26 protein-coding genes are annotated in these 25,684 nt (G+C 72.0%); 17 read left to right on the top strand and 9 right to left on the bottom strand.

The window, feature by feature from the left end:
* The first annotated feature begins 114 nt into the window (after positions 1–114).
* Positions 115–867: a hypothetical protein gene (locus BLW86_RS35840; protein WP_256341544.1), complete on the top strand. Its 753-nt coding sequence runs from the start codon at positions 115–117 to the stop codon at positions 865–867.
* Between the two features lie 150 nt (positions 868–1,017).
* Positions 1,018–1,716 (top strand): sigma-70 family RNA polymerase sigma factor, encoded by a 699-nt coding sequence (locus tag BLW86_RS35835; RefSeq protein WP_093877872.1) that lies wholly within the window; start codon positions 1,018–1,020, stop codon positions 1,714–1,716.
* A 106-nt stretch (positions 1,717–1,822) separates the two neighbouring features.
* On the opposite strand, the gene BLW86_RS35830 is transcribed toward BLW86_RS35835, so the two are convergent.
* Positions 1,823–2,047 (bottom strand): hypothetical protein, encoded by a 225-nt coding sequence (locus BLW86_RS35830; protein ID WP_093877871.1) that lies wholly within the window; start codon positions 2,045–2,047, stop codon positions 1,823–1,825.
* Between the two features lie 459 nt (positions 2,048–2,506).
* Here BLW86_RS35830 and BLW86_RS35825 point away from each other — a divergent pair, with 459 nt between their 5' ends.
* The 3 genes from BLW86_RS35825 to BLW86_RS35815 all read left to right on the top strand — a co-directional run bounded on the left by BLW86_RS35825 (position 2,507) and on the right by BLW86_RS35815 (position 5,232).
* On the top strand, positions 2,507–3,100 hold the full coding sequence (locus BLW86_RS35825; RefSeq protein WP_256341542.1) for a hypothetical protein: 594 nt from the start codon (positions 2,507–2,509) through the stop codon (positions 3,098–3,100).
* 105 nt (positions 3,101–3,205) lie between these two features.
* Positions 3,206–4,657: a PepSY-associated TM helix domain-containing protein gene (locus BLW86_RS35820; protein WP_093877869.1), complete on the top strand. Its 1,452-nt coding sequence runs from the start codon at positions 3,206–3,208 to the stop codon at positions 4,655–4,657.
* 176 nt (positions 4,658–4,833) lie between these two features.
* Positions 4,834–5,232 (top strand): TOBE domain-containing protein, encoded by a 399-nt coding sequence (locus tag BLW86_RS35815; RefSeq protein WP_093877868.1) that lies wholly within the window; start codon positions 4,834–4,836, stop codon positions 5,230–5,232.
* 21 nt (positions 5,233–5,253) lie between these two features.
* Here BLW86_RS35815 and BLW86_RS35810 read toward each other — a convergent pair whose 3' ends face one another.
* Positions 5,254–6,792 (bottom strand): PucR family transcriptional regulator, encoded by a 1,539-nt coding sequence (locus BLW86_RS35810; protein WP_093877867.1) that lies wholly within the window; start codon positions 6,790–6,792, stop codon positions 5,254–5,256.
* Positions 6,793–7,018: 226 nt separating this feature from the next.
* On the opposite strand from BLW86_RS35810, the gene BLW86_RS35805 reads away from it, so the two are divergent.
* From BLW86_RS35805 to BLW86_RS35775, 7 genes are all read left to right on the top strand, one after another.
* Positions 7,019–7,861, top strand: coding sequence for an FAD binding domain-containing protein (locus BLW86_RS35805; RefSeq protein WP_093877866.1), 843 nt, complete (start codon positions 7,019–7,021; stop codon positions 7,859–7,861).
* Entirely contained in the window at positions 7,858–10,656 is a 2,799-nt protein-coding gene (locus BLW86_RS35800; protein WP_093877865.1) for a molybdopterin-dependent oxidoreductase, read from the top strand. The genes BLW86_RS35805 and BLW86_RS35800 overlap by 4 nt, the downstream gene beginning before the upstream one ends.
* Positions 10,657–10,788: 132 nt before the next feature.
* Complete coding sequence (locus BLW86_RS35795; RefSeq protein WP_093877864.1) at positions 10,789–11,301, top strand: molybdopterin-dependent oxidoreductase; 513 nt, start codon at positions 10,789–10,791, stop codon at positions 11,299–11,301.
* 110 nt (positions 11,302–11,411) lie between these two features.
* The gene (locus tag BLW86_RS35790) at positions 11,412–11,801 is read left to right on the top strand and encodes a TOBE domain-containing protein (protein ID WP_093877863.1); all 390 of its coding nucleotides are present in this window, start codon (positions 11,412–11,414) and stop codon (positions 11,799–11,801) included.
* Positions 11,802–11,897: 96 nt separating this feature from the next.
* On the top strand, positions 11,898–12,713 hold the full coding sequence (gene modA / locus BLW86_RS35785) for a molybdate ABC transporter substrate-binding protein (RefSeq protein ID WP_093877862.1): 816 nt from the start codon (positions 11,898–11,900) through the stop codon (positions 12,711–12,713).
* Between the two features lie 93 nt (positions 12,714–12,806).
* A complete protein-coding gene (locus BLW86_RS35780) occupies positions 12,807–14,762 on the top strand; it encodes an ABC transporter permease (protein WP_093877861.1) in 1,956 nt (651 codons plus the stop codon).
* 37 nt (positions 14,763–14,799) lie between these two features.
* Entirely contained in the window at positions 14,800–15,468 is a 669-nt protein-coding gene (locus BLW86_RS35775) for a pyridoxine/pyridoxamine 5'-phosphate oxidase (RefSeq protein WP_093877860.1), read from the top strand.
* Between the two features lie 75 nt (positions 15,469–15,543).
* On the opposite strand, the gene BLW86_RS41650 is transcribed toward BLW86_RS35775, so the two are convergent.
* Positions 15,544–15,963, bottom strand: coding sequence for a TOBE domain-containing protein (locus BLW86_RS41650; RefSeq protein ID WP_143060312.1), 420 nt, complete (start codon positions 15,961–15,963; stop codon positions 15,544–15,546).
* A 530-nt stretch (positions 15,964–16,493) separates the two neighbouring features.
* Here BLW86_RS41650 and BLW86_RS42280 point away from each other — a divergent pair.
* Both BLW86_RS42280 and BLW86_RS35765 read left to right on the top strand, forming a co-directional pair.
* Positions 16,494–16,646, top strand: a complete 153-nt coding sequence (locus BLW86_RS42280) for a hypothetical protein (RefSeq protein ID WP_177181851.1) — start codon at positions 16,494–16,496, stop codon at positions 16,644–16,646.
* A 345-nt stretch (positions 16,647–16,991) separates the two neighbouring features.
* The gene (locus BLW86_RS35765) at positions 16,992–18,500 is read left to right on the top strand and encodes a DUF4246 domain-containing protein (RefSeq protein ID WP_093877858.1); all 1,509 of its coding nucleotides are present in this window, start codon (positions 16,992–16,994) and stop codon (positions 18,498–18,500) included.
* 90 nt (positions 18,501–18,590) lie between these two features.
* On the opposite strand, the gene BLW86_RS35760 is transcribed toward BLW86_RS35765, so the two are convergent.
* Positions 18,591–19,445 (bottom strand): RNA polymerase sigma factor SigF, encoded by an 855-nt coding sequence (locus BLW86_RS35760; RefSeq protein ID WP_256341541.1) that lies wholly within the window; start codon positions 19,443–19,445, stop codon positions 18,591–18,593.
* Between the two features lie 252 nt (positions 19,446–19,697).
* Here BLW86_RS35760 and BLW86_RS35755 point away from each other — a divergent pair, with 252 nt between their 5' ends.
* A complete protein-coding gene (locus BLW86_RS35755; RefSeq protein WP_093877857.1) occupies positions 19,698–20,120 on the top strand; it encodes an ATP-binding protein in 423 nt (140 codons plus the stop codon).
* A gap of 75 nt (positions 20,121–20,195) precedes the next feature.
* Here the strand turns inward: BLW86_RS35755 and BLW86_RS35750 are convergent, their stop codons facing one another.
* Positions 20,196–21,026, bottom strand: a complete 831-nt coding sequence (locus tag BLW86_RS35750; RefSeq protein ID WP_093877856.1) for a DUF1206 domain-containing protein — start codon at positions 21,024–21,026, stop codon at positions 20,196–20,198.
* Between the two features lie 154 nt (positions 21,027–21,180).
* Between BLW86_RS35750 and BLW86_RS35745 the strand changes: the two genes are divergently transcribed.
* On the top strand, positions 21,181–21,438 hold the full coding sequence (locus BLW86_RS35745) for a WhiB family transcriptional regulator (RefSeq protein ID WP_093879053.1): 258 nt from the start codon (positions 21,181–21,183) through the stop codon (positions 21,436–21,438).
* Positions 21,439–21,520: 82 nt separating this feature from the next.
* Here the strand turns inward: BLW86_RS35745 and BLW86_RS35740 are convergent, their stop codons facing one another.
* Positions 21,521–22,057: an ATP-binding protein gene (locus BLW86_RS35740; protein WP_256341540.1), complete on the bottom strand. Its 537-nt coding sequence runs from the start codon at positions 22,055–22,057 to the stop codon at positions 21,521–21,523.
* 46 nt (positions 22,058–22,103) lie between these two features.
* Positions 22,104–23,315 carry a PP2C family protein-serine/threonine phosphatase gene (locus BLW86_RS35735; RefSeq protein ID WP_256341539.1) on the bottom strand — a complete coding sequence of 404 codons (1,212 nt, stop codon included), beginning with the start codon at positions 23,313–23,315 and terminating at the stop codon, positions 22,104–22,106.
* 107 nt (positions 23,316–23,422) lie between these two features.
* Here BLW86_RS35735 and BLW86_RS35730 point away from each other — a divergent pair, with 107 nt between their 5' ends.
* The gene (locus BLW86_RS35730; RefSeq protein WP_093877853.1) at positions 23,423–23,935 is read left to right on the top strand and encodes a MarR family winged helix-turn-helix transcriptional regulator; all 513 of its coding nucleotides are present in this window, start codon (positions 23,423–23,425) and stop codon (positions 23,933–23,935) included.
* Positions 23,936–24,053: 118 nt separating this feature from the next.
* Here the strand turns inward: BLW86_RS35730 and BLW86_RS35725 are convergent, their stop codons facing one another.
* Positions 24,054–25,229, bottom strand: coding sequence for a PP2C family protein-serine/threonine phosphatase (locus BLW86_RS35725; RefSeq protein WP_093879052.1), 1,176 nt, complete (start codon positions 25,227–25,229; stop codon positions 24,054–24,056).
* A 61-nt stretch (positions 25,230–25,290) separates the two neighbouring features.
* Positions 25,291–25,659, bottom strand: a complete 369-nt coding sequence (locus tag BLW86_RS35720) for an STAS domain-containing protein (protein ID WP_093877852.1) — start codon at positions 25,657–25,659, stop codon at positions 25,291–25,293.
* Positions 25,660–25,684: the final 25 nt, after the last annotated feature.

Below are 25,684 nucleotides of genomic sequence, written 5' to 3'. Positions count from 1 at the left end.
TACTTGTGGGGCGCACCACAGTCGCGTACTCATGACACGACGGGCCGAGGGGGCGGCCTCGCTCGGCGACGTACCCGATCCGCCTCCGAAGAAGGGTGCAAGGATGGGCGCGCCATGACCCCAGGCCGATGGTCGCGAGGAGTGCGGGCCGCGTTGTTCGCGGCCGTCTGCGTGCTGCTCGCGTCCACCGGCCACGTCCTGATGTCGGGACAGGACCTTCCCGCGCCGGCGCTCGGCCTCGCCTTCGTCGGCACGCTCGCCGTCGCCTGGGTCCTCGCGGGCCGCGAGCGCGGCCTCTCGGCGGTGACGACGGCGGCCGTGGTCGTCCAGGGCCTGCTGCACGCGGTGTTCTCCGGGTACCAGCGGCACGCCCCCGTGCCGATGCCACACATGTGGATGGGTCAGGCGGACAGGGGAGACCGCGCGGACATGGCTCACCTGTCCACGGCGCACCTGTCCACGGGGCGCATGCCCATGGACCACATGTCCACGGGACACGGACTCGTGGGTCACGGACTCGTGGGTCACGGAACCGCGGTTCACGCGACCATGGACCACGCGGCCGTCGCCCACGACATGACGGACATGTCCTCGTCCTTGGGCATGCTCACCGCGCACCTTCTCGCCGCGTTCCTGAGCGGACTGTGGATGGCGTACGGCGAGCGGGCCGTCTTCCGACTCGTACGGACGCTGCCCCTGGGGCTTTTCCGGCCCGTGCGGCTCCTGCTCGCCGCCGTCGTCCCCGTACCGCCCCGGCGTGCTCGCCCCCTGCCCGTCCGCGCCGGTGACGAGCGCGCTCCTCGGCGGCTCCTGCTCGCCCATTCCGTCATCTCCCGAGGTCCACCGAGGGCGTTCGCTGTCGTCTGACAGCCGGATCCCCGAGCCCGACGGCACGCGATCCACAGCTCCGTCGCTCGGGCATCGGCCCTGCCGTCGTGGCGGGCCGTGACCCCTCACCGGCGCCGCCGTGCTCCTGTGCGCCGCCGGATTCCCCTTGCCTCGTAAGGACGTGTGGCGATGACTCCTGCCCATGACCCCCTTCTTCAGGGACCCACCGGACCGCCCCGCTCGGTGTACGCGCCGGACGCCGACAGCGACGCGGCGACCACCCGGCTCGCTCTCGCCGCGCGGGACGGCGACCCCGCCAAGGCCGACCTGTTCGTCCGCGCCCTGCACCGCGACGTGTGGCGGTACGTGGCGTATCTGAGTGCCGACCGCCAGGCGGCCGACGACCTCACCCAGGAGGTCTTCCTGCGGGCCGTCTCCGCGCTGCCCCGCTTCCAGGGGCGGTCCTCGGCCCGCACCTGGCTCCTTTCGATAGCCCGCCGCACCGTGGTCGACAGTCGGCGGCGCGCCGCCGCACGCCCCCGCCTGTCCGACCGCGACGACTGGCAGGCGGAGGCGGAGCACACCCAGCCCTTGGGCCTGCCCGGGTTCGAGGACGGGGTCGCCCTCGCCGAGCTGCTGGACTCGATCCCGGCCGAACGGCGCGACGCGTTCGTCCTGACCCAGCTCCTGGGCCTGCCCTACGCCGAGGCCGCGGACGCCATCGGCTGCCCGGTCGGCACGGTCCGCTCGCGGGTCGCCCGCGCCCGGACGTCCCTGGTCTCCCTGCTGCGGGACGACGAGGAACCCGCCCAGGCGGCCGCCCGGGCGGGTTCCGGAAGCACGGCTCCCGCGCGGAGGCGGGTCACGAGAGCGCTCGCCCCCGCCTGACCCCGGTACCGAGCGGACGAGGGGGTGGGTCCTCGACCCCGGGTGATCCCACCCCCTCCCGCCGGAACCCGACCGCCCTGTGGTCCGACTGCTCCGGAGGCGCGCCTCACACCGGGGGCGCGGCCACCGCGAATCGGTCCAGTGCACCGGCCTTGGCCTGGGCGACGAGGTCGGCGAACTGCTCCTCGCTCATCTGCACCTGCTGGCCGAAGTCGTCGGTGAGGCGGACGCGCCTGTCCTCGGGCGCGTCGGCGTCGACGAAGAGCTGCGGGCACCCGCAGTCGCACTTTCCGCAGAAGGTCGCGATCGGTTCGGGAGTCGTGTCGGGCATATGGGCCACCTCGCCCCTTCGGTCTTCGGGATGCGCGGTCGTTCCGGCACGTCGATGCTGCCCAGCCGGCCATCTCACCCAAACCGGCCCAACAAGTGAGGAAAGCCACTGACTCCCTCGGGAACTGACCCGTGTCCTCAGACGACTCGACGCACCGCCCCTCCACAGCCGCTTCCTCCCGTTGTGATTCCGCCCACTCCGAAGGGCTTGTTCCTCCGCTCTCGCCATGCCACCGTCCCCGCGCCCCCGGACGAACGGGCTTCCGCCGTACGCCTGTTGACGTCGCTACAGCTCAACCCGAGCCGCTCCAGGTGCCGGAGGACGCCCCTGAGGGGTGCCGCCGGGTCGACGACCGCTGGATACCTTGTGCCGGTGCGGGGACGGGACAGCTGGACGAGGCGGACTTCGAGGGGTCTGCTCTGCGCTTCGGCATCCCTGTTCCTGGGTGCGGCCGGCCACGTGGCCGCCGGTGGTTCCCTGCCGGGGGCTCGCGGCCTCGCGATGGTCTTCGTCGGACTGACCCTGGTGGGCACGGCGCTCTTCGGCGGTCGGCGACGGCGGCGTTTCGACGTCTCGGTGCTCGTCCTGGGTGCGACGCAGTTCGCCCAGCATCTGGTGTTCCACCGCCTGACGATGCCGCCGGCCGACGGCTCCGGTCACGGAGTCACGGCCGACGGGCACCACCACGGCGCGGGCATGGCCATGTCGACGCATGGGGCCGTGCCGATGCACATGCCCATGCCGACGCACATGACCATGCCGGCAGACATGGGTGCCGCCGGTTCCGGACACGGGACGACCGCCTCGATGACGTCGGGGCACGCCCTGGCCACGCTCGGCACCGCCCTCTGCGTGATCTACGGGGAACGGGTCCTGCGGCGGCTCGCCGCCCTGCTCCTACCCGGTCTCCCCCTTCTCGCCCCCGCCGCCTTCTGCCCGGTGACGCCCGAGGGGCGGCCGCCGGCGCCGTTCACGGCCGGCCACGTACGCCTGCGCGTCCTCCTCGCCCGCTGCCGTCCCCGACGAGGCCCTCCCCCGGTGATCCCCGCCTGATCGCACGGACGCGATCACGACACCCGCCCTCGCGGCGGTCCACCTCACCTTTCGGCTTCTTCGCACGCGCGCTTCGTGACGCGTGCGCACCTTTGGGGATCACGCATGTCCGCAACCATCGATCAAGACCCGCAGAGAACGGCTCCCGCCGCCGGGGCGGCGCCCGCCGGACGCTCCTGGCAGGGCGTACGGGCCCTGCTGGTCCGGCTCCACTTCTACGCCGGGGTGTTCGTCGCCCCGTTCCTGCTCGTCGCCGCGCTCACCGGCCTCGCCTACACCTTCACCCCGCAGCTCGACCAGCTCGTCCACGGTGACCAGCTGCGCGTCGAGCGGGTCGGAGACCGGCCGCGCCCGCTGTCCGAGCAGATCGCCGCGGCACGGGCCGCGCACCCGGAGGGCAGCCTCGCCTCCGTCGTCACCCCGGCCGAGCCGGAGGACACCACCCGGGTGGTGCTCTCCGTGCCCGAGCTGGGCGAGAAGCAGCGCACCGTCTTCGTCGACCCCTACACCGGGAAGGTGAGGGGCGACCTCACCACCTCGTGGGGCGCCACCCCTCTGACGACCTGGCTCGACGAGCTGCACCGGAGCCTGCACCTCGGCGAGAGCGGCCGTCTGTACGCGGAGGTCGCGGCCAGTTGGCTCTGGGTGCTCGTCGTGGGCGGCCTCGTCCTGTGGCTCGGCCGCAGCCGAGGGCAGCGCGTGAAGTCCGTCCGCGGCGCCCTGCTGCCCGACCGCGCCGCCCGTGGGGTGCGCAGGACCCGGAGCTTCCACGCCGCGACCGGTGTCTGGCTCGCTCTCGGTCTGCTCTTCCTGAGCGCGACCGGTCTGACCTGGTCCACGTACTCCGGCGAACGCTTCGGGCAGCTCCTCGACGCCGCCGAGGGGCACGCGCCGGAACTGGACACCCTGCTGCCGGGCGCCCGGCCGGCCTCCGAGGCGGGCGGTGACGAGCACGCGGGCCACGCCGGGCACGGCGGGGCCGCCGAGCCCGCCGACCCGGATCCGGCCGCCTTCGAGGCAGTGCTCGCCGCCGCCCGCGAGGCGGGCCTGGGCGGCACGGTCGAACTCACTCCGGCCGCCGACGCCTCCAGCGCGTGGGTCGTGGCGCAGAAGGACAACGTCTGGCCGGTGCACTACGACCGGGTCGCCGTCGACCCCGCGAAGGGCGAGGTCACCGCGCACGCCCGGTGGGCGGATTATCCGCTCCTCGCCAAGCTGTCGAAGCTCGGCGTGCAGGGTCACATGGGCGTGCTCTTCGGGATCGCCAACCAGATCGTGCTCGCCGTCGTCGCGCTCGGCCTGATCCTCGTCACCTTCTGGGGCTACCGCATGTGGTGGCAGCGCCGCCCGACCCGCGAGGACCGCCCGGCCCTCGTCGGCAGGGCTCCCGCCCGCGGCGCCTGGCGCCGTGTCCCGTTGCCCGCGCTCCTCGTGGGCATCCCGGTGGTCGCCGTCCTCGGCTGGGCGCTCCCCGTCCTGGGCTGCACGCTGCTCGCGTTCCTGGTGGTGGACGTGATCGCCGGCCTCGTGCACCGGACGCGGGCGGCCCGCGCGTAGGAACGGCCGGATCGAGCCCGTACGACGGATGGGGGTGGCACGGCTTCCGCTGTGCCGCCCCCGTTCTCGTCGCACGTCCACGCGGCGCCGCCCGGAGGCAGCAGGCGCTCGGCGAACCGGGCGAGGCCCGGCCGCCCGCATGCCACGGGGGTCGGGGCGTGGCCTAGAGTGCGACGGTGCCGTCATACAGCATTGGGCAGGCAGCGCAGCTGCTCGGAGTGAGCTCGGAGACCGTTCGCCGGTGGGCGGACGGCGGCAGGCTCGCCATGGAGCGGGACGGGGCCGGCAAGCGGGTGATCGAGGGGACGGCCCTGGCCCGTTTCGCGCAGGAGCGGGGCTCCGGGCTCCACGCCGTTCCGGAGGACGACGTGCCCACGTCCGTCCGGAACTCCTTCGTGGGGATCGTCACGGGGGTGCGGGTGGACGACGTGGCCGCGCAGGTGGAGGTCCAGTCGGGCCCGCACCGGCTGGTCTCGCTGGTGACGCGGGAGGCCGTGGAGGAGCTGGGGCTCGACGTCGGGGTCACGGTGACCGCCCGGGTGAAGTCCACGAGCGTGCACATCGACGTGCCCTGACCGTTTCCGGCGCGCGGACCGTCAGTGGCAGAGCAGTGCCGCGCGCAGGTCCGCCTTGTGGTCGAGCCGTGACAGGTCCCGGCCGGTGAGGATCTCGATGCGTTCGATGCGGTAGTGGACCGTGTTGACGTGGACGTGGAGGGCCTCGGCGGTCCTCGCCCACGAGCAGTCGTGCGCGAGGAAGACCTCCAGGGTCTCCAGGAGCATCGTGCCCGACCCTCGGCCGGCACCGAGGAGCGGTCCCAGGACGGTCTGGCGGTACACGTTCCGTACGTCGACGGGGATGCCGGCCAGCAGCTTGCCCAGCCCGTCGAGATCGCCGAGGCCGGCGATCCGGGGCGACGACGGCGTTCCAGCGCGGACCGCCGCCAGGGCGTAACGGGCCTGGGTCAGCGCGGTGTTCAGCCCCTCGGGGCCGGCGGCAGGCGCGCTCACACCGGCGTGCAGGGTGGTGTCGGGGCCGCAGGCGTGGATCAACGGCCATGCGTCGCCCAGCCCTGCCCGTACGCCCGACGCCGCTTCCCGGCCGTGCGCGACGACCGCGACGGTCTCACCGCCGAGGCCGTCGGCGACCGCGAAGGCGACGGACGGCACGTGCCGCAGCGCCTCCGTGAGCGCGGCGACGCCGACGGCACCGCCTTCCCCGTGCGGCTCCGCCGCCATGACGACCACGGTGTACGCGTCCCTGTCGGCGAGGCCGCACGAGGCCAACGCGCCCCGCACGCGGTGGGCGTCGAAGCGCGGGGCGGCCATGGCGTCCACGAGCTCCGCGAACGCCGCACCGCTCGCTGCCCGGTCCCGGTCCCGCCGACGCCGGTGACGGCCGAGGAGTTCGGCGATCTCCTGGAGGACCCGCGGGGGCACCTGGCCCGCCTCGGGCAGGTGGAGGTGCCAGGCGTCGTAGGCGGTACCGCCGTCGGCCTCGACACGTACCGTCGTACCGTGGCCGCCGCGCACGAGTTCCGCGGCCCGCCGCGCAGGCAGTTCCGCCCGGGCGGCGCTGGTCCGGGCGACCGTACGGCCGCTGCCGGTCAGCAAGTGACAGGCCGGCGCGCCGAGATGGGCGAACGCCCGGACGAGCAGCTCACCCGCCGTCACGCCGTTCTCCAGGGCGCGGTCGAGGTCCAGGCGGACGTTCTCCGGCAGCGCGAAGTGGTCCGTGGGCCGGCGGCTGAGCTCGCTCCACTGCCGGAGGTAGACCGCTTCGGTGATCGTCCGGAAGGTCGTGTGCGCCGGCACGGCGATCAGGGCGACGCGGTGCGCGCGGCACGCCTCGGCCAGCTCCCGGGGCACCTCTCCGTGGGTCTCCTCCCCCGCGAGCAACGCCACCGCGCCCGCCTCGCGCAGAGCGGAGACGAAGCGTTCGGTCTTGCCCGGGTCACCGTCCCGGCTCCACCACACGAGTCCGCTGAGGACGATCTCCCCCGACTGGAGAAACCGCGCCGGATCCTCCAGATCGGTCGCCGTCACGCCGCCGATCTCCTGGCCGAGCAACGCCTCGTCACCCCAGACGAGGGAGAGGTCCAGACGGTCGAGACGGAGGAGATGGTCGACGTGCATCAGAGGCTCCTAGCGCGGTCGCAGGACAGGCCCGCCCTCACATTCACGAGGCTGATGTGAGTCGATGCATCGTAGATGCCCAAGCTGAAGCCGAAAACAGCTCTTGGTTGATCATCCAGGGGAGAGCGGTGCTCCATGGACGATTTCCGGGTTCCTGTCCAGTCGTGCTGGGGGTCCCTCTCGGGCTTCACTGGCCTGAAGTCATCGGTCAAGAGGTAGGCGTGAGATGGATCTGAACACGATCGCGGGCGTGAGGGACGCACGCCGGCGCGAGCCCTGGCGGCCCGGGGACGCGTGGCTGGGCGGCGGGACGTACCTCTTCTCCGAGCCGCAGCCGCATCTGCGCCGGCTGATCGACCTGAGCCGGATGGACTGGGAGCCACTGACCCGCCACCCGGACGGCTCGCTGGAGATCGCCGCGACCTGCACGATCACCCGGTTGTCCCGCTACGGAAGACGTTTCCTCGACGCTCCCGCGGCCCCGCTCTTTGAGCAGTGCTGCCGGGCCTTCCTCGCCTCGTTCAAGATCTGGAACATGGCGACCGTCGGCGGGAACCTGTGCAACGGCCTGCCCGCCGGGCCGATGATCTCGCTCACCGCCGCGCTCGACGGCACGTGCCTCCTCCAGGCGCAGGACGGCTCCACCCGTGAAGTGAAGGTGGCCGATTTCGTGCGGGGCGCGGGGGTGAAGGACCTCGCGGAGGGCGAGCTGCTGCGCTCGGTGACCCTGCCCGCCCGGGCGCTGGAGTGCCGTACGGCGTTCCGGCAGGCCTCGTTGTACGGGCTGGGCCGTTCCGGCGCGCTGGTGATCGGCACGCTCGACCCGATGGACGGCTCGCTGGCGGTGACGGTCACGGCGGCGACCACCCGCCCGTTCCGGTTCTGGTTCCCGCTGCCGCCGGACGCGGACCGGCTGCGTACCGCGATCGACTCCGCGGTCGCGCCCGCCGAGTGGTTCGACGACATCCACGGACTGCCCGAGTGGCGACGGCACATGGGCCTGCGCCTCGCCGAGGAGGTCCGCCGCGAACTCACCGCGTCCCATGGCCCCGAGGAAGGTTCCCGATGAGCTTCGACATCCAGGTCAACGGCCGTCCGTTCGACACCGAGCCGCGCGCCGGCCAGTGCCTGCGCACCTACCTGCGCGAGCGCGGCTGGTTCGGGGTGAAGAAGGGCTGCGACGCCGGTGACTGCGGGGCCTGCACCGTGCACGTCGACGGGGAGCCCGTGCACAGCTGCCTGTATCCGGCCGTACGGGCCGAGGGCCGTTCCGTCACCACGGTGGAGGGACTGGCCGCCCGGGACGGCGAACTCCACCCGGTGCAGCGGAAGTTCCTCGACGCCCAGGGGTACCAGTGCGGCTTCTGCACCGCCGGATTCCTGATGACCACCGCGGCCCTGGAGGCCGAGCGGGACACCCCGCACGACGACGGCAAGCTCGATGACCTCCCCCGGGCCTTCAAGGGCAACATCTGTCGCTGCACGGGCTATCGGGCGATCGAGGACGCCGTGCGGGGCGTGAAGCACACCGAACGGCCCTGCGCGGGAAAGGCCGTCGGAAGGAACGTCGGTGCCCCGGCCGGACCGCAGGTCGTCACCGGCGCCGCCCGTTACACCTTCGACGTCGAGGTCCCCGGCCTGCTCCACATGAAGCTGCTGCGCTCGCCGCACCCGCACGCCCGGATCGTCGCGATCGACACCACGGCCGCGCTGCGCGTACCGGGCGTGGTCGCCGTCCTCACGCACGAGGACGCACCGGCGACGCTGTACTCCTCCGCCCGCCACGAGCACCCCACCGAGGATCCCGACGACACCCGGGTCCTGGACGACGTGGTCCGGTACGTGGGCCAGCGGGTCGCGGCGGTCGTCGCCGACAGCGAGCGGGCCGCCGAGGAGGGCTGCCGCCGCGTCGAGGTCACGTACGAGGAACTCCCGTACGTCACCGACCCGGAGGAGGCGATGCGTCCCGGCGCCCCCGTCATCCACGAGGGCAAGGGACCGGAGGTGCGCATCGCCCGGGTCGAGAACAACGTCGCGGGCGAGGTCCACGGCGAGATCGGTGACGTCGAGCAGGGCTTCGCCGAGGCCGACGTCGTGTACGAGGAGACCTTCCGCACCCAGCGCGTCCAGCACGCCGGCCTGGAGACGCACGGCTGCGTCGCGTACTTCGAGCCGAAGGAGGACGGCACGGGCGAACGGCTGACCGTACGGTCCTCCACCCAGACCCCGTTCCTGACCCGGCGGGCGCTGTGCGCGCTGTACGGCCTGCCGGAGGACGAGGTCCGCGTCGTCGCGGGCCGGGTGGGCGGCGGCTTCGGCGGCAAGCAGGAGATGCTCACCGAGGACATCGTCACGCTCGCGACCCTGAAGCTGCGCCGCCCGGTGAAGCTGGAGTACACCCGGGCCGAGCAGTTCTACGGGGCGACCACCCGCCACCCCTTCACCATCGGCATCAAGGCCGGAGCCCGCAAGGACGGAACGCTGACGGCCGTGCAGATGCGGGTGGTGTCCAACACCGGCGCGTACGGCAACCACGGCCCCGCCGTCATGTTCCACAGCGTCGGCGAGTCCTTCGCCGTCTACCGCGCCCCGCACAAGAAGGTCGACGCCTGGTCCGTCTACACCAACGTCGTCCCGGCCGGCGCCTTCCGCGGCTACGGCCTGGGCCAGGTCACCTTCGCCGTCGAGTCCGTGATGGACGAACTGGCCCGCCGCCTCGGCATGGACCCCCTGGTCTTCCGCGAGAAGAACATCATCGGCCCCGGCGAGGCCATGCACAGCCCCATCGGCGAGGAGGAGGACCTCCACATCGCCTCCTACGGCCTCGACCAGTGCCTCTCCGTCGTGCGGAAGGCCATCGCCGAGGACCGCAGCGCCGAGGACGCGCCCGAGGGCTGGCTGGTCGGCCAGGGCACCGGCATGGCGATGATCGCGACCGGGCCGCCGGGCGGCCACTACGCCGACGCCCGCGTCTCGCTCCTTCAGGACGGGACGTACGACATCGCCGTCGGCACCGCCGAGTTCGGCAACGGCACCACCACCGTCCACCAGCAGATCACCGCCGGTGCCCTGAACACCACCGAGGACCGGCTCACCGTCCGCCAGTCGGACACCGACGTCGTACGCCACGACACCGGCGCCTTCGGCTCCGCGGGCACCGTCGTCGCCGGCAAGGCCGTCCTCCTCGCCGCCACCTCCCTCGCCGAACGCCTGCGCACCCTCGCCGCCCGCCACACCGGCGTCGCGCGGCACCTGTGCGTGCTCGGCGCCGAGTCCGTCGACTGCGCGGGACGTGTCGTCACGCTCAAGGAGTTGTACGAGGCGGGGCACGCCCTCGGCGCGGCGGAGGAACTGGCGGCGGACGGGCACTGGGGCGGCTCACCGCGCTCCGTCGCCTTCAACGCCCAGTGGTTCAAGATCGCCGTCGACCCCGGCACCGGGGAGATCCGGATCCTGCGCAGTGTGCACGCGGCCGACGCCGGGAAGGTCATGAACCCGATGCAGTGCCGGGGTCAGGTCGAGGGCGGGGTCGCGCAGGCCCTGGGCGCCACGCTCTTCGAGACCGTCCGGATCGACGAGCGGGGCGAGGTCACCACCGCCGCCTTCCGCCGCTACCGCCTCCCCCAGTACGCCGACGTCCCCCGCACCGAGGTCCACTTCACGGAGACGTCCGACACGATCGGTCCGCTCGGCGCCAAGTCGATGAGCGAGAGCCCCTTCAACCCGGTGGCTCCCGCGTTCGCGAACGCTCTGCGCGACGCCACGGGCATCCGCTTCACCGAGCTGCCGGTGACCCGCGACCGCGTCTGGCTCGCCCTCGACCGGGAGGCACGGAACGTCGGTCGATGGACCGGGAGGATGTGAGCTCTCACCTCGTAGCAAGCTCACAAATACAGAGCTATAGGCCGGATTCAGATGGCAAACACGATTCCTTGCCTCGACGGTCGGGTATCACTGCGCGCAGCCGCCGCACCGACCGCCTCGAAGGGACCGACGATGAGCCGACCCAGCGCCGCACCTCACGCCACCCCCGTCACCACGCCCGCACCTCCCGGATCCTTCGTGCTCTGGGGGGAGGTGGCCGGGCCGGCCACTCTCGCCGTCGCCGATCTGCGCGAAGGGTGGGCACAGCACAGGGCGGAGGTGGTCTTCGACTGCGCCACGGCGGGGCCGCAGCACCACACCTTCACGGGCCCGCTGCTGCGCGAGGTCATGGCGGTGGCGCGCCCCGGCTTCGACCCCGCCCGCCGCAAGGAGCGCTCGCGCTTCCTGGTGTCCGTGAGCGGCGGCGACGGGCACCACACCGTTCTGTCGTGGGCGGAGATCGACGCCGACTTCGGCAACGCGCCCGTGCTGCTCGCGACCCGCATGGACGACGAGGACCTCGACACCGTCGGCACTCAGCTCGTCGTCCCGTCCGACCGTTGCGGCGCCCGCTACGTCAGCGCGGTCACGGGAATCTGGATCGGTGCCCATCGGCTTCCCGGCACCCCTTCGTCCGAGGGCTGAGACCGCCGGGCAGCTCCGCTCGTCCCTTCCTCCAAGCCTCCTCTCATTCGCGATGGAGGGTCCTACGGCTTTGTTGCAGATGAGAGCCAGGGAGCCCTACGGTGTCGCATATGCAGTCCTACACCATCGGGCAGGCCGCTCGTCTGCTGGGCGTGAGCCCGGACACCGCGCGGCGCTGGGCGGACGCGGGCCGGGTCGCGACCCACCGCGACGAGAGCGGTCGGCGCGTCATCGACGGCAAGTCGCTGGCCGCGTTCTCCGTGGAGATCGCGCAGGGCGACGACGAGGACGTGTCGTACACGACGGCGCGCAACGCGTTCCCCGGCATCGTCACGGCGATCAGGCTCGGTGACATCGCGGCCCAGGTCACCATCCAGGCCGGACCGCACCGCCTGGTCTCCCTCCTCACCCGTGAGGCCGTGGAGGAGCTGGGACTGGAAGTCGGCATGCAGGCCACCGCCCGCGTGAAGTCGACCAGCGTGCACATCGACCGCACCTGATCCCCCGACCCCTCACGCACCACCCATACGTCTCGGCCGCCGGCGCGGCCGGCCTCCCGCCGCATCTTCCCGTTCGTCCCCAGGAGACCAGACCTCATGTCCCTCGCTCTCACCCCTGCCAGACGCCGTACGGCCGCCGCCGTCCTCACCGCCGCCCTGCTGGTGCCGCTCGCAGCCTGCTCGTCGGGCGACGACGGCAAGAAGGACACCGGCGGCTCGGCGGGCTCCGGCTCGGGCTCCGCGCCGCAGGCGAACCTGACCGTCCTCGCGGCCGCGTCCCTGACGGACGTGTTCAAGACGGCCGGTGCCGCCTACGAGAAGTCCCACCCGGGCACGAAGCTCACCTTCTCCTTCGCCGGCTCGCAGGAGCTCGTCGCCCAGGTCGCCCAGGGCTCGCCCGCCGACGTCCTGGTCACCGCCGACACCAAGAGCATGGACAAGGTGAAGGCCGACACGAACACCCCGGCGGTCATCGCGAAGAACCGGCTCGTCATCGCCACCGGCAAGGGCAACCCCTTCAAGGTCGACGAGTTGAAGGACCTCGCGGACACCAAGCTCAAGGTCGTCCTCGCCGCCCCCGAGGTACCGGCCGGCAAGTACAGCAAGAAGATCCTCGACGCCCAGAAGATCACCGTGAAGCCGGTCTCCCAGGAGCCCAACGTCCGCGCGGTGCTCAGCAAGGTCGAGCTGGGTGAGGCCGACGCCGGCCTCGTCTACAAGACGGACGCCGAGAGCGCCAAGGACAAGGTCGACGCCGTCGAGATCCCCGACGCGCAGAACGCCGTCGCCCAGTACCCCGCCGCTACGCTCAAGGACTCCAAGAACACCGAGGCCGCCGCCGCGTTCGTCGCCTGGCTCTCCTCCCCGGAGGGCCAGAAGATCCTCCAGGACGCCGGCTTCCAGAAGCCGTAACCGTCCGGGATCTCACAGATCGCGAGGGGCTGCCCGTACCGGGGGGACGGACAGCCCCTCGTCCTCCATGCCGTCATCTCTTCGGGATCATCGATGAAACGAGCAGGCGTACGCACCTCCGGCACCCGTCCCCCCCTCATGCTGGCGCTGCCCGCGCTGGCGGCCGTGGCGTTCCTGACGCTGCCCCTGGTCGGGATCCTCGCGCGGACCGAGTGGGGCGAGCTCGCCGGTCACCTGAGCTCGCCGGGCACCGTCCGGGCGCTGAAGCTCTCGCTGCTCGTGTCGTTCTGGGCGCTCGGCCTCTCGCTGCTGCTCGGCGTCCCGCTGGCCTGGCTCCTCGCCCGGGTGTCCTTCCCCGGCAAGGCCCTCGTCCGCTCGCTGGTGCTGCTGCCGATGGTGCTGCCGCCCACCGTCGGCGGTGTGGCGCTGCTGCTCGCCTTCGGGCGGCGGGGACTCCTCGGACCGTGGCTGGAGTCGACGTTCGGCATCACGCTGCCGTTCCACACCTCGGGCGCCGTCCTCGCGGCCACGTTCGTCGCCATGCCGTTCCTGGTCATCAGCCTGGAGGGCGCGCTCGGCGGACTGCGGCCGCGCTACGAGGAGACGGCGGCCTCCCTCGGTGCCTCACCGGTCCGCGTCTTCTTCACCGTCACGCTGCCCATGGTCGCGCCCGGCGTCGTCGCCGGCGCCGCCCTGACCTGGGCACGCGCGCTGGGCGAGTTCGGCGCGACCATCACCTTCGCCGGCAACCTCCCCGGCACCACCCAGACCCTCCCCCTCCAGGTCTACCTGCTGCTGCAGGACGAACCCGAGGCCGCGACCTCCGTCTCCCTGCTGCTGCTCGCCATCGCCATGGCCGTACTCGTCGCCCTGCGCGGACGGTGGACCGGCACCCCGGCCGACCGGAAGCCCCGGCCCGCCCCCGAAGCCGACCCCGACCCCGGCCCCGGCCCCGGCCCCGGCCCCGAGGGAAGCCCCACGCCCCTCTCGCCCGAGGCGAACGAGTCCGGCGAACGCTGGTCCCTACACGCCGAGGTCACCGGCTTCACCCGACTCACCCTCGACGCCGAACCGGGCACCACCATCGCCGTCGTGGGACCGAACGGCGCCGGCAAGACCACCCTGCTCCGCGCCCTCCTCGGCCTCACCCCCCGCGCCCACGCCCACCTCACCCTCGGCACCACCGACGTCACGGGCCTTCCCCCACACCGCCGCCGGGTCGCCTGGGTGCCGCAGGACGGCGCCCTCTTCCCCCACCTGACGGCACTCGCCAACACCGCCTACGGCCTCCGCTCCCAGGGCGTCGCCCGGGCGGAGGCACGGCGCGAGGCCCAGACCTGGCTCGACCGGCTCGGCGTCGGCCATCTGGCTCACCGCAGACCGACCCAGCTCTCCGGCGGCCAGGCCCAACGCGTCGCCCTCGCCCGGGCGCTGGCCGCCCGGCCCCGCCTCCTCGTCCTCGACGAACCGCTCGCCGCCCTCGACCAGACCACCCGCGCCCACGTCCGCCACACCCTGCGCACGCACCTGACCGGCTTCGGGGGTGTCTGCCTCATCGTCACCCACGACCCCGTCGAAGCAGTCTCCCTCGCCGACCGCGTGCTCGTCCTCGACGACGGCCGCGCCCTGCAGGACGACAGCCCCGCCGAAGTCACCCGCCACCCCCGCTCCCCCTGGGTCGCCCGCATGCTCGGCCGCAACGCCTGGCCCGGCACCACCACCCCCGAAGGCCTCGCGCTCGACGGCGGCGGCACCCTCGTCGCGGCCGACCCACCGCCCCCCGGCACCCCCGCCCTCGCGATCGTCGCGCCCGAGGCGGTGTCGATCCACCGCGAGAGGCCGGCCGGCAGCCCCCGTAACATCTGGTCCGGCACCGTACGCGAGATCACCACCAGCGGCAGCCGCCTACGCGTCCTGATCACCTCCGACACCGCGCCCGACCTCGTCGCCGAGATCACCCCACAAGCCGCCGCCGAACTGGGCCTCGCCGACGGGGTGCCCGTCTGGACCAGCGTCAAAGCGACCGAGACGACGGTCGTCCCCCTCTGACCAGCCGAATGATCAGCCGGAAGGAAGCGAGAACGACATGACGGACCACGACGCCTCCACGGTGCGGGACTGGCTGCGTGGCATCGAGGTGTTCGCCCGCCCACTGCCCGACTTCGCACCGCACGAGACCCCGACCGAGCCGTCGGAGCTCTTCCTCACGTGGCTGAGCGAGGCCGTCAAGGCCGGGATCCCGGACCCGCACGCCATGACCCTCGCCACCGTGGACGAGGCGGGCGACCCCGACGCGCGGGTCCTCATACTCAAGAACGTCGACGCCTCGGGCTTCCAGTTCGCCGCGCACGGCTCCAGCCCCAAGGGTGTTCAGCTCGTCGGCACTCCGCGCGCCGCGCTCACCTTCTACTGGGCGGAGTTCGGCCGCCAGGTCCGGGTCCGCGGCGCGGTCCGGCCGGAGTCCGCGGACCGCTCGGCCGCCGACTTCCTCGCCCGGTCGACCACGGCCAGGGCCGAGGCCCTGCTCGGCCGCCAGAGCCGCTACCTCAACGACCCCGACGCACGCGACCAGGCACTGCGGGACAGCCTCGCCAGGATCGAAGCGGAGCCCGACCTCGTCGACCCCGCCTGGACGCTCTACACCGTCGTCCCGGATGTCGTGGAGTTCTGGCAGGCCGCCGCGACCCGCGTCCACGTCCGGCTGCGGTACGAGCGGGAAGGCACCGGCTGGCAGCGACGGCAGCTCTGGTCCTGACGCCGGAGCGCCCGGTACCGCACTCCGGAAAGGAGCAGGGGCGCCGGGTCGCCCTCCGGCCGGCCATCGGGGCGATCAGGCGGCGGAGAGGGAGATCTCGGTCGACTTGATCAGGGCGACGACGGACGTGCCTGCGTTCAGGCCGAGGTCCTCGACGGCGTCCTTGGTGATGGCGGCGGTCAGTTCCCCGCCCTCGACGGAGACCTTCACCGAGCTCATGGCGCCACCGGTCGAGACCTCGGTGACGGAGCCGGCGAGCTGGTTGCGGATGGAGATGCCCTCGACCGGGCCGGTCGCGAGGGCGACCTCGGTGGACTTCACGAGGGCCTTGACCGCGGAGCCCTCGGCCAGACCCAGGTCCTTGACGGCGTCGGCGGTGATGGCGGCGGTGATGTCCTGGCCTCCGGCCAGGCGCACCTTCACGGATGCCATGGCCTCGCCCAGGGTGACGGCGGTGACCGTGCCGGGGAGCTGGTTACGAATGGACAGGGTCATGGAAACACGCCTCACAAAAACCGGGAATGAGCAGTCGTCACTTCTGTGACCTGCACTGTCGCCGACGCTACCCGAGGGAAGATCTCGCTCGGCGCCATGCGTCGCATCCGCCAGCCGAACGGACGCAACATCCTCGCGCGTTCCGTGAGGAGCCCGTCCGGGCATCCCTGCGTTCCGGGCCTTCGACCACTCGCCGAACCGCCGAGGGGCCGCTCCACCTGACAGCCCGAAAGACGCCGGCGGCAGCTGCGGCCACGCGCGGCCCGACGTGGCTACGCACACGATCGCCGCCGGAACCTCCCGGTCGGCATGCCGACGCCGGTCGCCGCTCCAGCGCGCTTCCCTCCATGGACATCGACGCGTTCTGGAGCATCATCGAAACCGCACGCCCGGCCGTCACGACGGACAAGCCTCCCGTGCCGGCCTGATCGCGCCGGGCCGAGGCCGGTACGAGCAGGCAGCGGCCCGTCCCGACAGCCTTGCCGACGTATCGTGGCCGAACACGAGGTCGTTGCAACGCTGGGGGTCGGGTGCAGGTCCGAGAACATGCGGTCTGGGAGCGGAGCTTCCCGGTCGGATACGTCCTCGTGGACACCACGGTCGCCGCGCACCAGCCCAACGCCACGAACCCGGACCTGGTCGACATCACCGTCGGGACCGGCGTCCGTGAAGAGCACTCCTGACCCCAGCCCCTCCCCGTCTTCCCCCGGTTCAAGCTGTTCGCCGGCCGGTGCCCCCGCTCCCCCTCCAGCTCATCGGAAATGCCCCGGCCCTCGCCTTCCACCCGACCGACTCGCCGTTTCATCTGAACCGCTGCCGATGAACCCGAGGCAGTGCGCCGTCACGTAGCCCTACGGGGTCGGCGGGATCGCCGGTGCGGGCAGGTCCAGAGGTGAGCAGACCGTGCAGGAAGTCTGCGACACGTCTGCTCACACCGCCCAGCGATGACGGCAGGGACCACGGCTGGGGTGTCAGTCCGCTGAAGTATCCTTCCCGCCACCGCACACCGACCGGGAGGATCAAGAGAATTGACCGGCCTGTCCGCTTTCCCGCTGCCCTTTCACGCTTCCCGTTCCCTGTCGTTCGCGACGCCCCGGACGCTGCGGGAACTTCAGATGATGCAGTGCAGCTCACACATTCGGGCGAAGCCGGGATGGTTCGACAAGATGAACGATGCCGACATCGTCGCCAGGTGGACGCGGGAAGCGGTCGCCCAGGGTCTCACCGAAGCGCAGGTTCGTTATGTGCTGGCCGAACTCGCGCATTACGCCGCGCTGCGGGACGGGCGGACCGGCGTCGAGGTGTCCGCCGTCGACGGGGTGTGGCAGTCGGACACGCTGGTCGACGACAAGCTCAGGTCCCGGCTGCGCGAGGCGGTCCGGGTTCTGGAAGAGGTTCCCGAAGCAGAACTGGACTGGCACCCCGGATCCGACGGCCAGGTACTGGATCTGGTCCATCCCTCACTGTTCTGCCTGGTGAGGGAGGTGAGCGGCGCGCCCGAGCGGGCGTGGGAGAACCCGACGAACCACTACTCGAAGTACGAGTTCTCGGAGAAGTTCCAGTGGCTGCCCACGGACGTCGACGTCAGTGACGACGGCGAGGTCGCCTTCCGTTCGTACGTCAACAACGTCCATCCCGAGGCCCATCACGAACTGGCCTCCGTCCTGCCGGACTTGTTCGCGGTCATGCGTCCGCTGCTGGAGAACGTGCTCACCGATCTGCGCCGTCCGCGGCCCCTGCGGATCGAGGCCGATCCTTACGGGTGGTACGACTCGGAGCCGGTGTATCCGGACCGGTCCTCCTACAGTGATGACGAGGCCCACGCCGAAGCCTGCCGTGCGTGGGAAGCGGCCCAGGACGACTGGTGGGAGAACCGTCGCCCGGTCGTCCCGGACGCCCCGGTCTTCACCCCGCCCGAGATTCCCGAGGAATCCGCCCGGGTCGACCTGCGCGGCCGCCGTCTCCAGGTCATCGTCAAGCTCGCCACCATTCATCTCACCCCGGAGAAGCCCGAGTACGCCGGCGGTTCCTGGCATGTCGAGGGGATGCTGAACGAGCGGATCGTCTCGACCGGCATCTACTACTGGGACAGCGAGAACATCACCGAAAGCCGGCTGAGTTTCCGGGCGGCACTCGACGACCCGGACTACGAGCAGAACGACGACAACGGTCTGCGTGAGGTCTACGGCCTGGAGGACGAAGACGCGCTGAACCAGGTGCTGGGGTCGGCATCGACCCCGGCGGGCCGCTGCCTGGCGTTCCCGAACGTCCTGCAACACCGCGTCGGCTCGTTCCGCCTGGCGGGTCCCACTCGCCCGGGGCATCGCAAGATTCTCGCGTTCTTCCTGGTCGACCCGTCGGAGAAGATCGTCTCGACCTCCGACGTGCCGCCGCAACAGCCGTGGTCCGACACCTCGACCATGACGCTCGAGCAGGCCAAGGAGTACCGCGAACAGCTCATGCAGGAACGCAAGTTCTTCGTCGACGAACACAACGAGCAGCTCTACGAGCGAGAATTCTCCCTCTGCGAGCACTGAACCCCTTCAAGGGGTTCGGGTCAGGAGGGCGTGACCGGCCTGGCCCGGGGCGAGTTCCCCGGTCCAGGCCGGTTCCCGTGGGGCGCCGGATCAGCTGCTGTCGGCGAGCATGCCCTCACGCAGGCGGTTCAGCGTGCGCGAGAGCAGGCGGGAGACGTGCATCTGGGAGCAGCCCAGTCGTTCCCCGATCTGGGCCTGGGTGAGTTCTTCGACGAACCGCAAGTGGATGATCCGCCGGTCGCGGTCGTCGAGCTCGTCGAGGAGCGGGGCGAGGGCATGGAAGTCCTCCACCAGCTCCATGGCGGGGTCCTCGCTGCCGATGTAGTCGGCCAGAGACGCGTCCCTGCTCTCGTCCTCGCCGCTCAGCGCGGCGTCGAGCGAGGAGGAGTTGTAGCCGTTGGAGGCCAGCCGCGCCTCGGTGACCTCTTCCTCCGTGAGGCTCATCAGCTCGGCCAGTTCCTTGACCGTCGGCATCCGGCCCAGGCGCGTGCTCAGTTCTTCGGTCGCCTTGGCCAGTTCCACGCGGGCCTCCTGCAGGCGGCGGGGCACGTGGACCGCCCAGGAGGTGTCCCGGAAGAACCTCTTGATCTCGCCGACGATGTAGGGGACGGCGAACGTGGTGAACTCGACCTCCCGGGAGAGCTCGAAGCGGTCGATCGCCTTGATCAGGCCGATCATGCCGACCTGGACGATGTCCTCCATCTCGTCGGCGCGGTGACGGAACCGCCCGGCCGCGTAGCGGACCAGGCTCATGTTCATCTCGATGAGGGTGTTGCGCGCGTACTGGTACTCGTGGGTCCCCTCCTCCAGCACCGTGAGCTGCTGGAAGAAGACCTTCGACAGGGCGCGCGCGTCCTTCGGCGCGACCGCCAGCGGGTCCGGGACCGCCGGCAGTGCCCCCGTCCCGACCTCAACGCCCGTGGTCGACATCGTGGTGACCGTCACACCATTCCCCTCTCATCCTCGTCCCGAACCCGGATTCGTGGCCCGATGGCAGCTCGCCTACCCGGACGATGCAAGTCCATGCCAATTTCTTTCCGGGAGGTACGTACCGGGCGTACGGGACCGTCAACAGCGGCCGCCGTACGCCCCGTTGCAGCTGTCGTGCCCGGGTCGTGCCGAATCGTCGGCTTCCGGGTTCCTGCGCCGAGGGGCAGGGCAGACGGAACGTGCAGCGTGGCCGAGCGGAGGAGAGACATGGCGCAGGATCCCTCACTGAGAGCTGTCGGATGGGCGCGGACGCTGCCCGTCAGCAGCGGCGTGAAGACGGCGCGGGACTGGACGCGTGAGCACCTGGTGGCCCTCGGCTGGGACCGTACGGCGCCGGACCTGGTGGACTCCGTCGTGCTGGCCGTCTCCGAGCTGGTCACCAACGCCCACGTCCACGCCCACAGCGACGCGCAGCTCATCCTGACGTGGGACGAGAAGTGTCTGCACGTGACCGTGCACGACGCGTCGTCCCATGTGCCCGAGCAGCGCCGCCCCGACGACGGTGCCCTGGGCGGGCGCGGCCTGCTCCTGATCGACGCCCTCGCCGACGACTGGCAGGCCCGTCCCTGCCCCCGGGGCAAGGACGTCACCGCCTGCTTCCGGCCGCCCTCGCCCCGCCGGCCTTCCTGAGGGCCTCGCCGTCGTGGTGCTCCTCCGTGCCCTGCGGGACCGGGACGCAGGGCTCTCGTACGAGACGGAACGGGCTCAGAGCGCGCGCCACTTCGCCTCGCCGAAGGAGAAGGCTCCGAAGAGCACGAGACCGACGGCCACGGTGAGCAGCAACCAGGGACCTGCCGGGGCCTGTGCGAACGAACGGATCGCGTCGTCCATGCCCTTGGCCCGGCTCGGGTCGAACGCCGTCGCCGCCCGCACGCCGGAGAGCCCGAGTGCGGCGAGGACGAGACCGCGCCCGATGCCGCCGGCCACGCCGGTCACGTCCATGAAGCGGCGCTGGTACGTCGTCAGGCGCCCCCATGCCAGATGGTCCCGGTACTTCCGCAGGACCGCCCTGCCCGCGATCCACAGCCCGGCCGCCAGCACGCCGACGGCGACCGCGCCGACCCACCAGCGGCCGCCCGGGAGTTCGAGCAGGCGGGCAGTGAGGTCCCGGCTCTGCCGGTCGGTCGAGCCCTCGCCGCTCCCCCGCTCGCCCATCGCGAAGGAGAGGACGAGGAAGGCGGAGCCGGCGTAGAAGACGCAGCGGCCGGCGGACAGGGCGCGTCGGTACGCCTTGTCCCCCTTGGGGCCGGCCGCTCCGAGGACCGCCTCCGACAGGCGCCACGCCGCCATCCCCGCAAGGCCGATGCCCAGGGCCCAGAGGAGGACGGCGCCGAAGGGAGTGGCCGCGATGTGCGCGACGGCTCCTCCCCGGTCGGCCTGTTCGCCCGTCCCCGTCAGACCGATGCGTACGGCCAGGGCTCCGACGAGCAGGTACAGCGCGCCCCTCGCCGCCAAACCGGCCCGGGCGCCTGCCCGTACGGCCTCGCCGCGGACCGCTCTCCCCGTCCCGGACACGTGCGCCTTCGCTGTGGTCATGTCGACTCGCTCCTCTCGGTCGACCTCCGGTTGCCCTGTCCGTGCCGGACGAATCACCGCCGGGCGGTTTCGGTCGCGGACGGGCGGTGAGGCGAACAAAGACGAGTACCGACGCATTCACCAGGAGGATCACATGGACACCCCGGAGGGCCACATGGACGACTGGCGGGCGGCGGCGGCCTGCCGCGAGGTGGACCCCGATCTGTTCTTCCCCGTGGGGGTCGGCCCCTCCGCGCTCGTCCAGGCCGACGAGGCCAAGGAGGTCTGTCGGCACTGTCCGGTGCGGGCGGAGTGCCTGCGCTGGGCCATGGACGACTCCCGTCAGGTGACGGGAGTGTGGGGCGGCCTCACCGAGAACGAGCGCCGTTCCCTCCGGCGGCGGTGGCGCCGCACGTCCGACGAGCGGCGCTGAGGTCCGGCCGGCGTCCCCGGGGGCCGCTTCCCGCCGAGACGGGAGTCCGACAGGAGGTGCGCCCGAGCGGGCACGCCGGCTGTCAGACTCCCGCCTCGGCGTCCGCCGGCACGAGGGAGAGGCGTGCGCGGACCCGCTTGCCCTCCGGCTCCGGCTCCACGGTCACGCTCTCGCAGACCGCGATGACGATCTCGACGCCGTGCTGTCCGATGCGGCGCGGGTCGTGTCCGCGGGGTACGGGGGCGGCCGCCGCGCGGTCGAACACCGAGATCTCCAGGGCGTCCTGGCGCAGCTCGAGGAGCAGTCGGCAGGGGCCGGACGTGTGCCGGACGGCGTTGGTCACCAGTTCGCTGACCACCAGCTTCGCCAGGTCGACACGGTCCCGCGTCACCGGTTCCCGCCGGACGGCCGGCGCGGCCGCGAGGAAGTCGGCGGTGAAGGCGCGGGCGGACCCGATCGCTCCGCCGTCGGCGGCGTTGTCGAACACGACACTCGCGGACAGCAGGGGCTCCGGTGTGGCACGCTCCGCGGTGATGGCGTCCGTCATGGCCCTGGCACTCCCCTCGTACGGATGGGCGGGCGCGCTGGGCACCTCGTACTCCGCCTTTCCCCTCTTCACGGTTTCCACACCGCCCGCATCGGGGATCACGCCCACCGCCGTGGTGTCAGGGGGAGGAAGGCGGGAGCGGACCGCCGTCCCCGTCCGTCGCCGTACCTGATCGTCCGGCCTCGGGTCCGTGCCAGTCGAGGCAGACCACGAGGACGGCGTCCGGTACGTCGCGGGGCGTCTCCCGCAGCGCCCGGACGACGGCGCTGGGGGCGTCCGCGCAGCTCAGGTGGCCGGCCCGCGCCAGGGCGCGGGCGACGGGACCGTCCAGCGCCTCGTTCTGCCCGCCGGGCGGGGGCCCGCCCGGGTCGCAGGCGACGAAGACGAGCCGGTCGCCGGGCAGGAGGCGCAGGCGCTGCGTGGCGTAGACGGTGTCCTCGAACATGCCGAGGGGCAGTTGGCGGTCCAGTTCGATGCGCTCGGTCGTGGTTCCGCGCGTCCGCCAGAGCGTCGGCGACCCGGCGTCGACGACCTCGATCCCGCCGGTGGTCAGGTCGAGGCGCAGCAGGAGGGCGGCGAGCGGGCTCTTCCCCCGGTACTGACCGTAGAGCGCCTGGTCGGTGAGGCTGGCCTGCCCCACCAGGTCGAGCCCGGCCCGCCGGGCGTTGCGGATCGCGTTCAGGGCGAGGGTGCTCACCAGGGCTGCCGGGGTGCCGGGGCCGGCGCCGTCGGCGACGACCAGGAGCAGCTCGTCCTCGGTCACGCTCCAGTCCAGGAGGTGCCCTCCCGAGGTGTAGGCGGGCTCCCAGTAGGTGTGCAGGTCGAACGCCGGACCGGTGCAGGACCGGCCCGGCAGGGTGTCCCACTGCATCTCCCCGGCGACGGTGAGGGCGCGCGTCCTGCGGGTGCTGCGGTACAGGTCGGTGTGGCGGTCGGCGACGCGCAGGGCGTGTCCGAGGGTCTCGGCGACGCGGCCGAGGCTCTCGACGGTCCCCGGGGTGGCGCGGTCCGGGGGCAGCAGGACCACGAGGACGCCGAGCCGGTCGCCGCGGACCGTGACGGGAAGGCAAACGGTCGCCGTGGGCCCGTCATCACGGAAAAGATATGGTTGCTGCGTGCGGAAGACGCGACCGACGGGCCCCGTGTCCACGGGCACGTGCCGCACCCCGGCGGGCGTCTGCACGGGCCGCACGGGGCGCAGCGACGTGAACCCGTAGTCGATGAGCAGCAGGTCGGCACAGGACGCGGCGTACTGCTGCGCGAGACTGGTACGGAGGGAGTCCAGGAGGAGGTGTGGTGCCGCCCCGCGCAGTGCGCTTTCCACTGTCACGTGTCGATCCACCGAATCCGTACCGCCTTCTGGAGAGATGTGGAGATGACCGGTCCGTCGGAAGGCCGACGTCCTCGGCCCCGGACGCCCGAGGAGTGTCGGTAGGCATGAACACCAACCCCGCCCCGTCCCAGCGGGAGCGGCAGCAGACGACTCAGGCCGCCCGGGAGCTCATCGAGCTCCTGGAGGTGCTGTGGGAGCGCGGTCGGGACATGGTGTCGCCGACGCCGGTGTCGGCGAGTCAGCTGCGCGTGCTGTACAGCCTGGACCGCGAGGAGGGGATCAGCCTCCGCACGCTGGGCGACCTGCTCGGGTCCGCGCCGCCTTCGGTGAGCCGCATGTGCGACCGGTTGGAGGCGCTGGGTTTCGTCCAGCGGCTGCCCAGTTCCGTGAGCCGGAGGCAGCTGGAGCTGCACCTGACCGTCCACGGCAAGGCGTACCTGCGGGACCTGCGGGCCCAGCGCGAGGAGGCGCTGCTCGCGGTCGTCGCCTCCATGTCGCCGACGAGCCGCAAGGCGCTGCTGCGAGGACTCACCGGGTTCCAGGAGGCACTGGGAGAGGGCGCGCCGGCGGGCTCGTCACGCCCTGACACGCCGCTGAAGGACGTCAGTTCGGCCTGATCCCCGCGCGCCGCCGGCGTCGGCCGGCCGCACACTCCATGTCCCCACTGCCACCCTCCGGTCATCCTTGATGCGTTCAACCGGGCACGAGCCAGGTGTTGCCCCAAGGATACAGTTGTCACACGGCAACTGTTGACGGGGTCCCGTACCAGTCGAGACAGACCACGAGGGCGTCGTCCTCCAGCGGGGTGTCGCCGTGGTACGCGGCGAGCTCACGCAGCACCGCCTGCGGCACGTGCGTCGGCGGAAGCAGCCGCGTCCCGCTGAGCGCGCGGGCCAGCGCCCGTTCTCCGTAGCTCTCCCCATCGGGCGAGACGGCGTCGTACACCCCGTCGCTGCCGAAGAGCAGGCGGTCGCCCGGGCGCACGGTGAACCGCTCGGGTACGTAGAGGGAGTCCTCGAACATGCCGAGGGGCAACTGCGCCTCGAAGGAGACGGACTCGACGGAAGGCCCCCGCAGCCGCCACAGACGGGGCGAACCCGCGTCCACGGCCTCCACCTCGCCCGTGGCGAGGTCGAAGCACAGGAGGAGCACCGACACGAAGGCACTGCCCCGGTACTGCGCGTACACGGCCTGGTCGGCCAGGGCGGCCTGGTCCGCGAGGCCCAGACCCGCCCGGCGGGCGTTGCGGAGCGCGTTGATCGCCAGGTTCGTCAGCAGGGCCGCCTCGATGCCCTCCCCCATGCCGTTGGTGACGGTCAGGGTCAGCCGGCCGGCCGAGACCGACCAGTCGTAGTTGTCCCCGAAGATCGCGTAGGCGGGCTCCAGATGGGCGCCGAGGGCGAACTCGGGACGGGTGCACGAGCGGCCGGGAAGGAGCTGCCACTGCATCTCGGCCGCGAGGGTGAGCCGCGTCGCCCGCCGCGCCAGCACGTACAGGTCCGTGTCCCGCTCGGCCACCAGGATCTCGTGCCCGAGCCCCTCGCAGACCTGGCCGAGTCCGGGCAGCACGGCCCCGACGTCGGCCCCCGGCGGCAACCCGACGGTGAGGACGCCCAGCCGGTCTCCCCGCACGGTGACGGGAAGGTGGACCAGGACCTCGTCGGACCCGCGGGTGATGTACGGCTCCTGGGCACCGAAGGCGCGCCCCTGCGGACTGTCGTGGATCGGGACCGACGGCGCCGCCCCGGGCATGCGCTCGACGGGCTGGAGGGTCCTCAGTCCGTAGTCGGCCAGACGGAGCTCCACCCGCCGGGCACCGCAGTGCTTCCGCAGGGCGTCCTCGACGACGCTCACCAGCTGGTGCGGAGCTGCCCTGCGGAGCGCCTGCTCCACGTCGGCGATCTCGTACACGTTCTCCCGCTTCCCTTTCTCCCCGGGGCGGTCCCGTACCCAGGGCCGCACCGCCCTTCGTCTATCTCGCGCCGCCGGCAGCGGCCAGCGCCTCGGCCACGCCGGCGTGCGGCGGGATCGTGGTCGTCACTCCGGTGATCTCCAGGATGCGTCGCACCGGCGACGTCGGCGCGGCGAGGTACAGGTCTCCCCCGAGGGCGCGTGCCTTGTGAACCGCCCTGATCAGGACGTTCAGACCGGACGAGTCCATGAAACCCAGCGCGGACAGATCGAGGACGAGACGGGCCCGCCCCTGCCGGAGCTGTTCCGCCAGGTGGTCGTCGAGCAGCTGGGCGGTCTCCATGTCGAGCTCGCCCCCCAGGGACAGCACCGCTGTCCCGGTGTCGCGGATCGTGACGTCGACGTTCAGGTTCGGTTCTCGCTCGGACATGTTCCCTGCTTTCCACAGTGGAGGG

This window comes from Streptomyces sp. TLI_105 (assembly GCF_900105415.1).
GTDB lineage: Bacteria > Actinomycetota > Actinomycetes > Streptomycetales > Streptomycetaceae > Streptomyces.
Note: the sequence above shows the minus strand (reverse complement) of the source record. Positions and strands in the feature narration are given on the sequence as shown.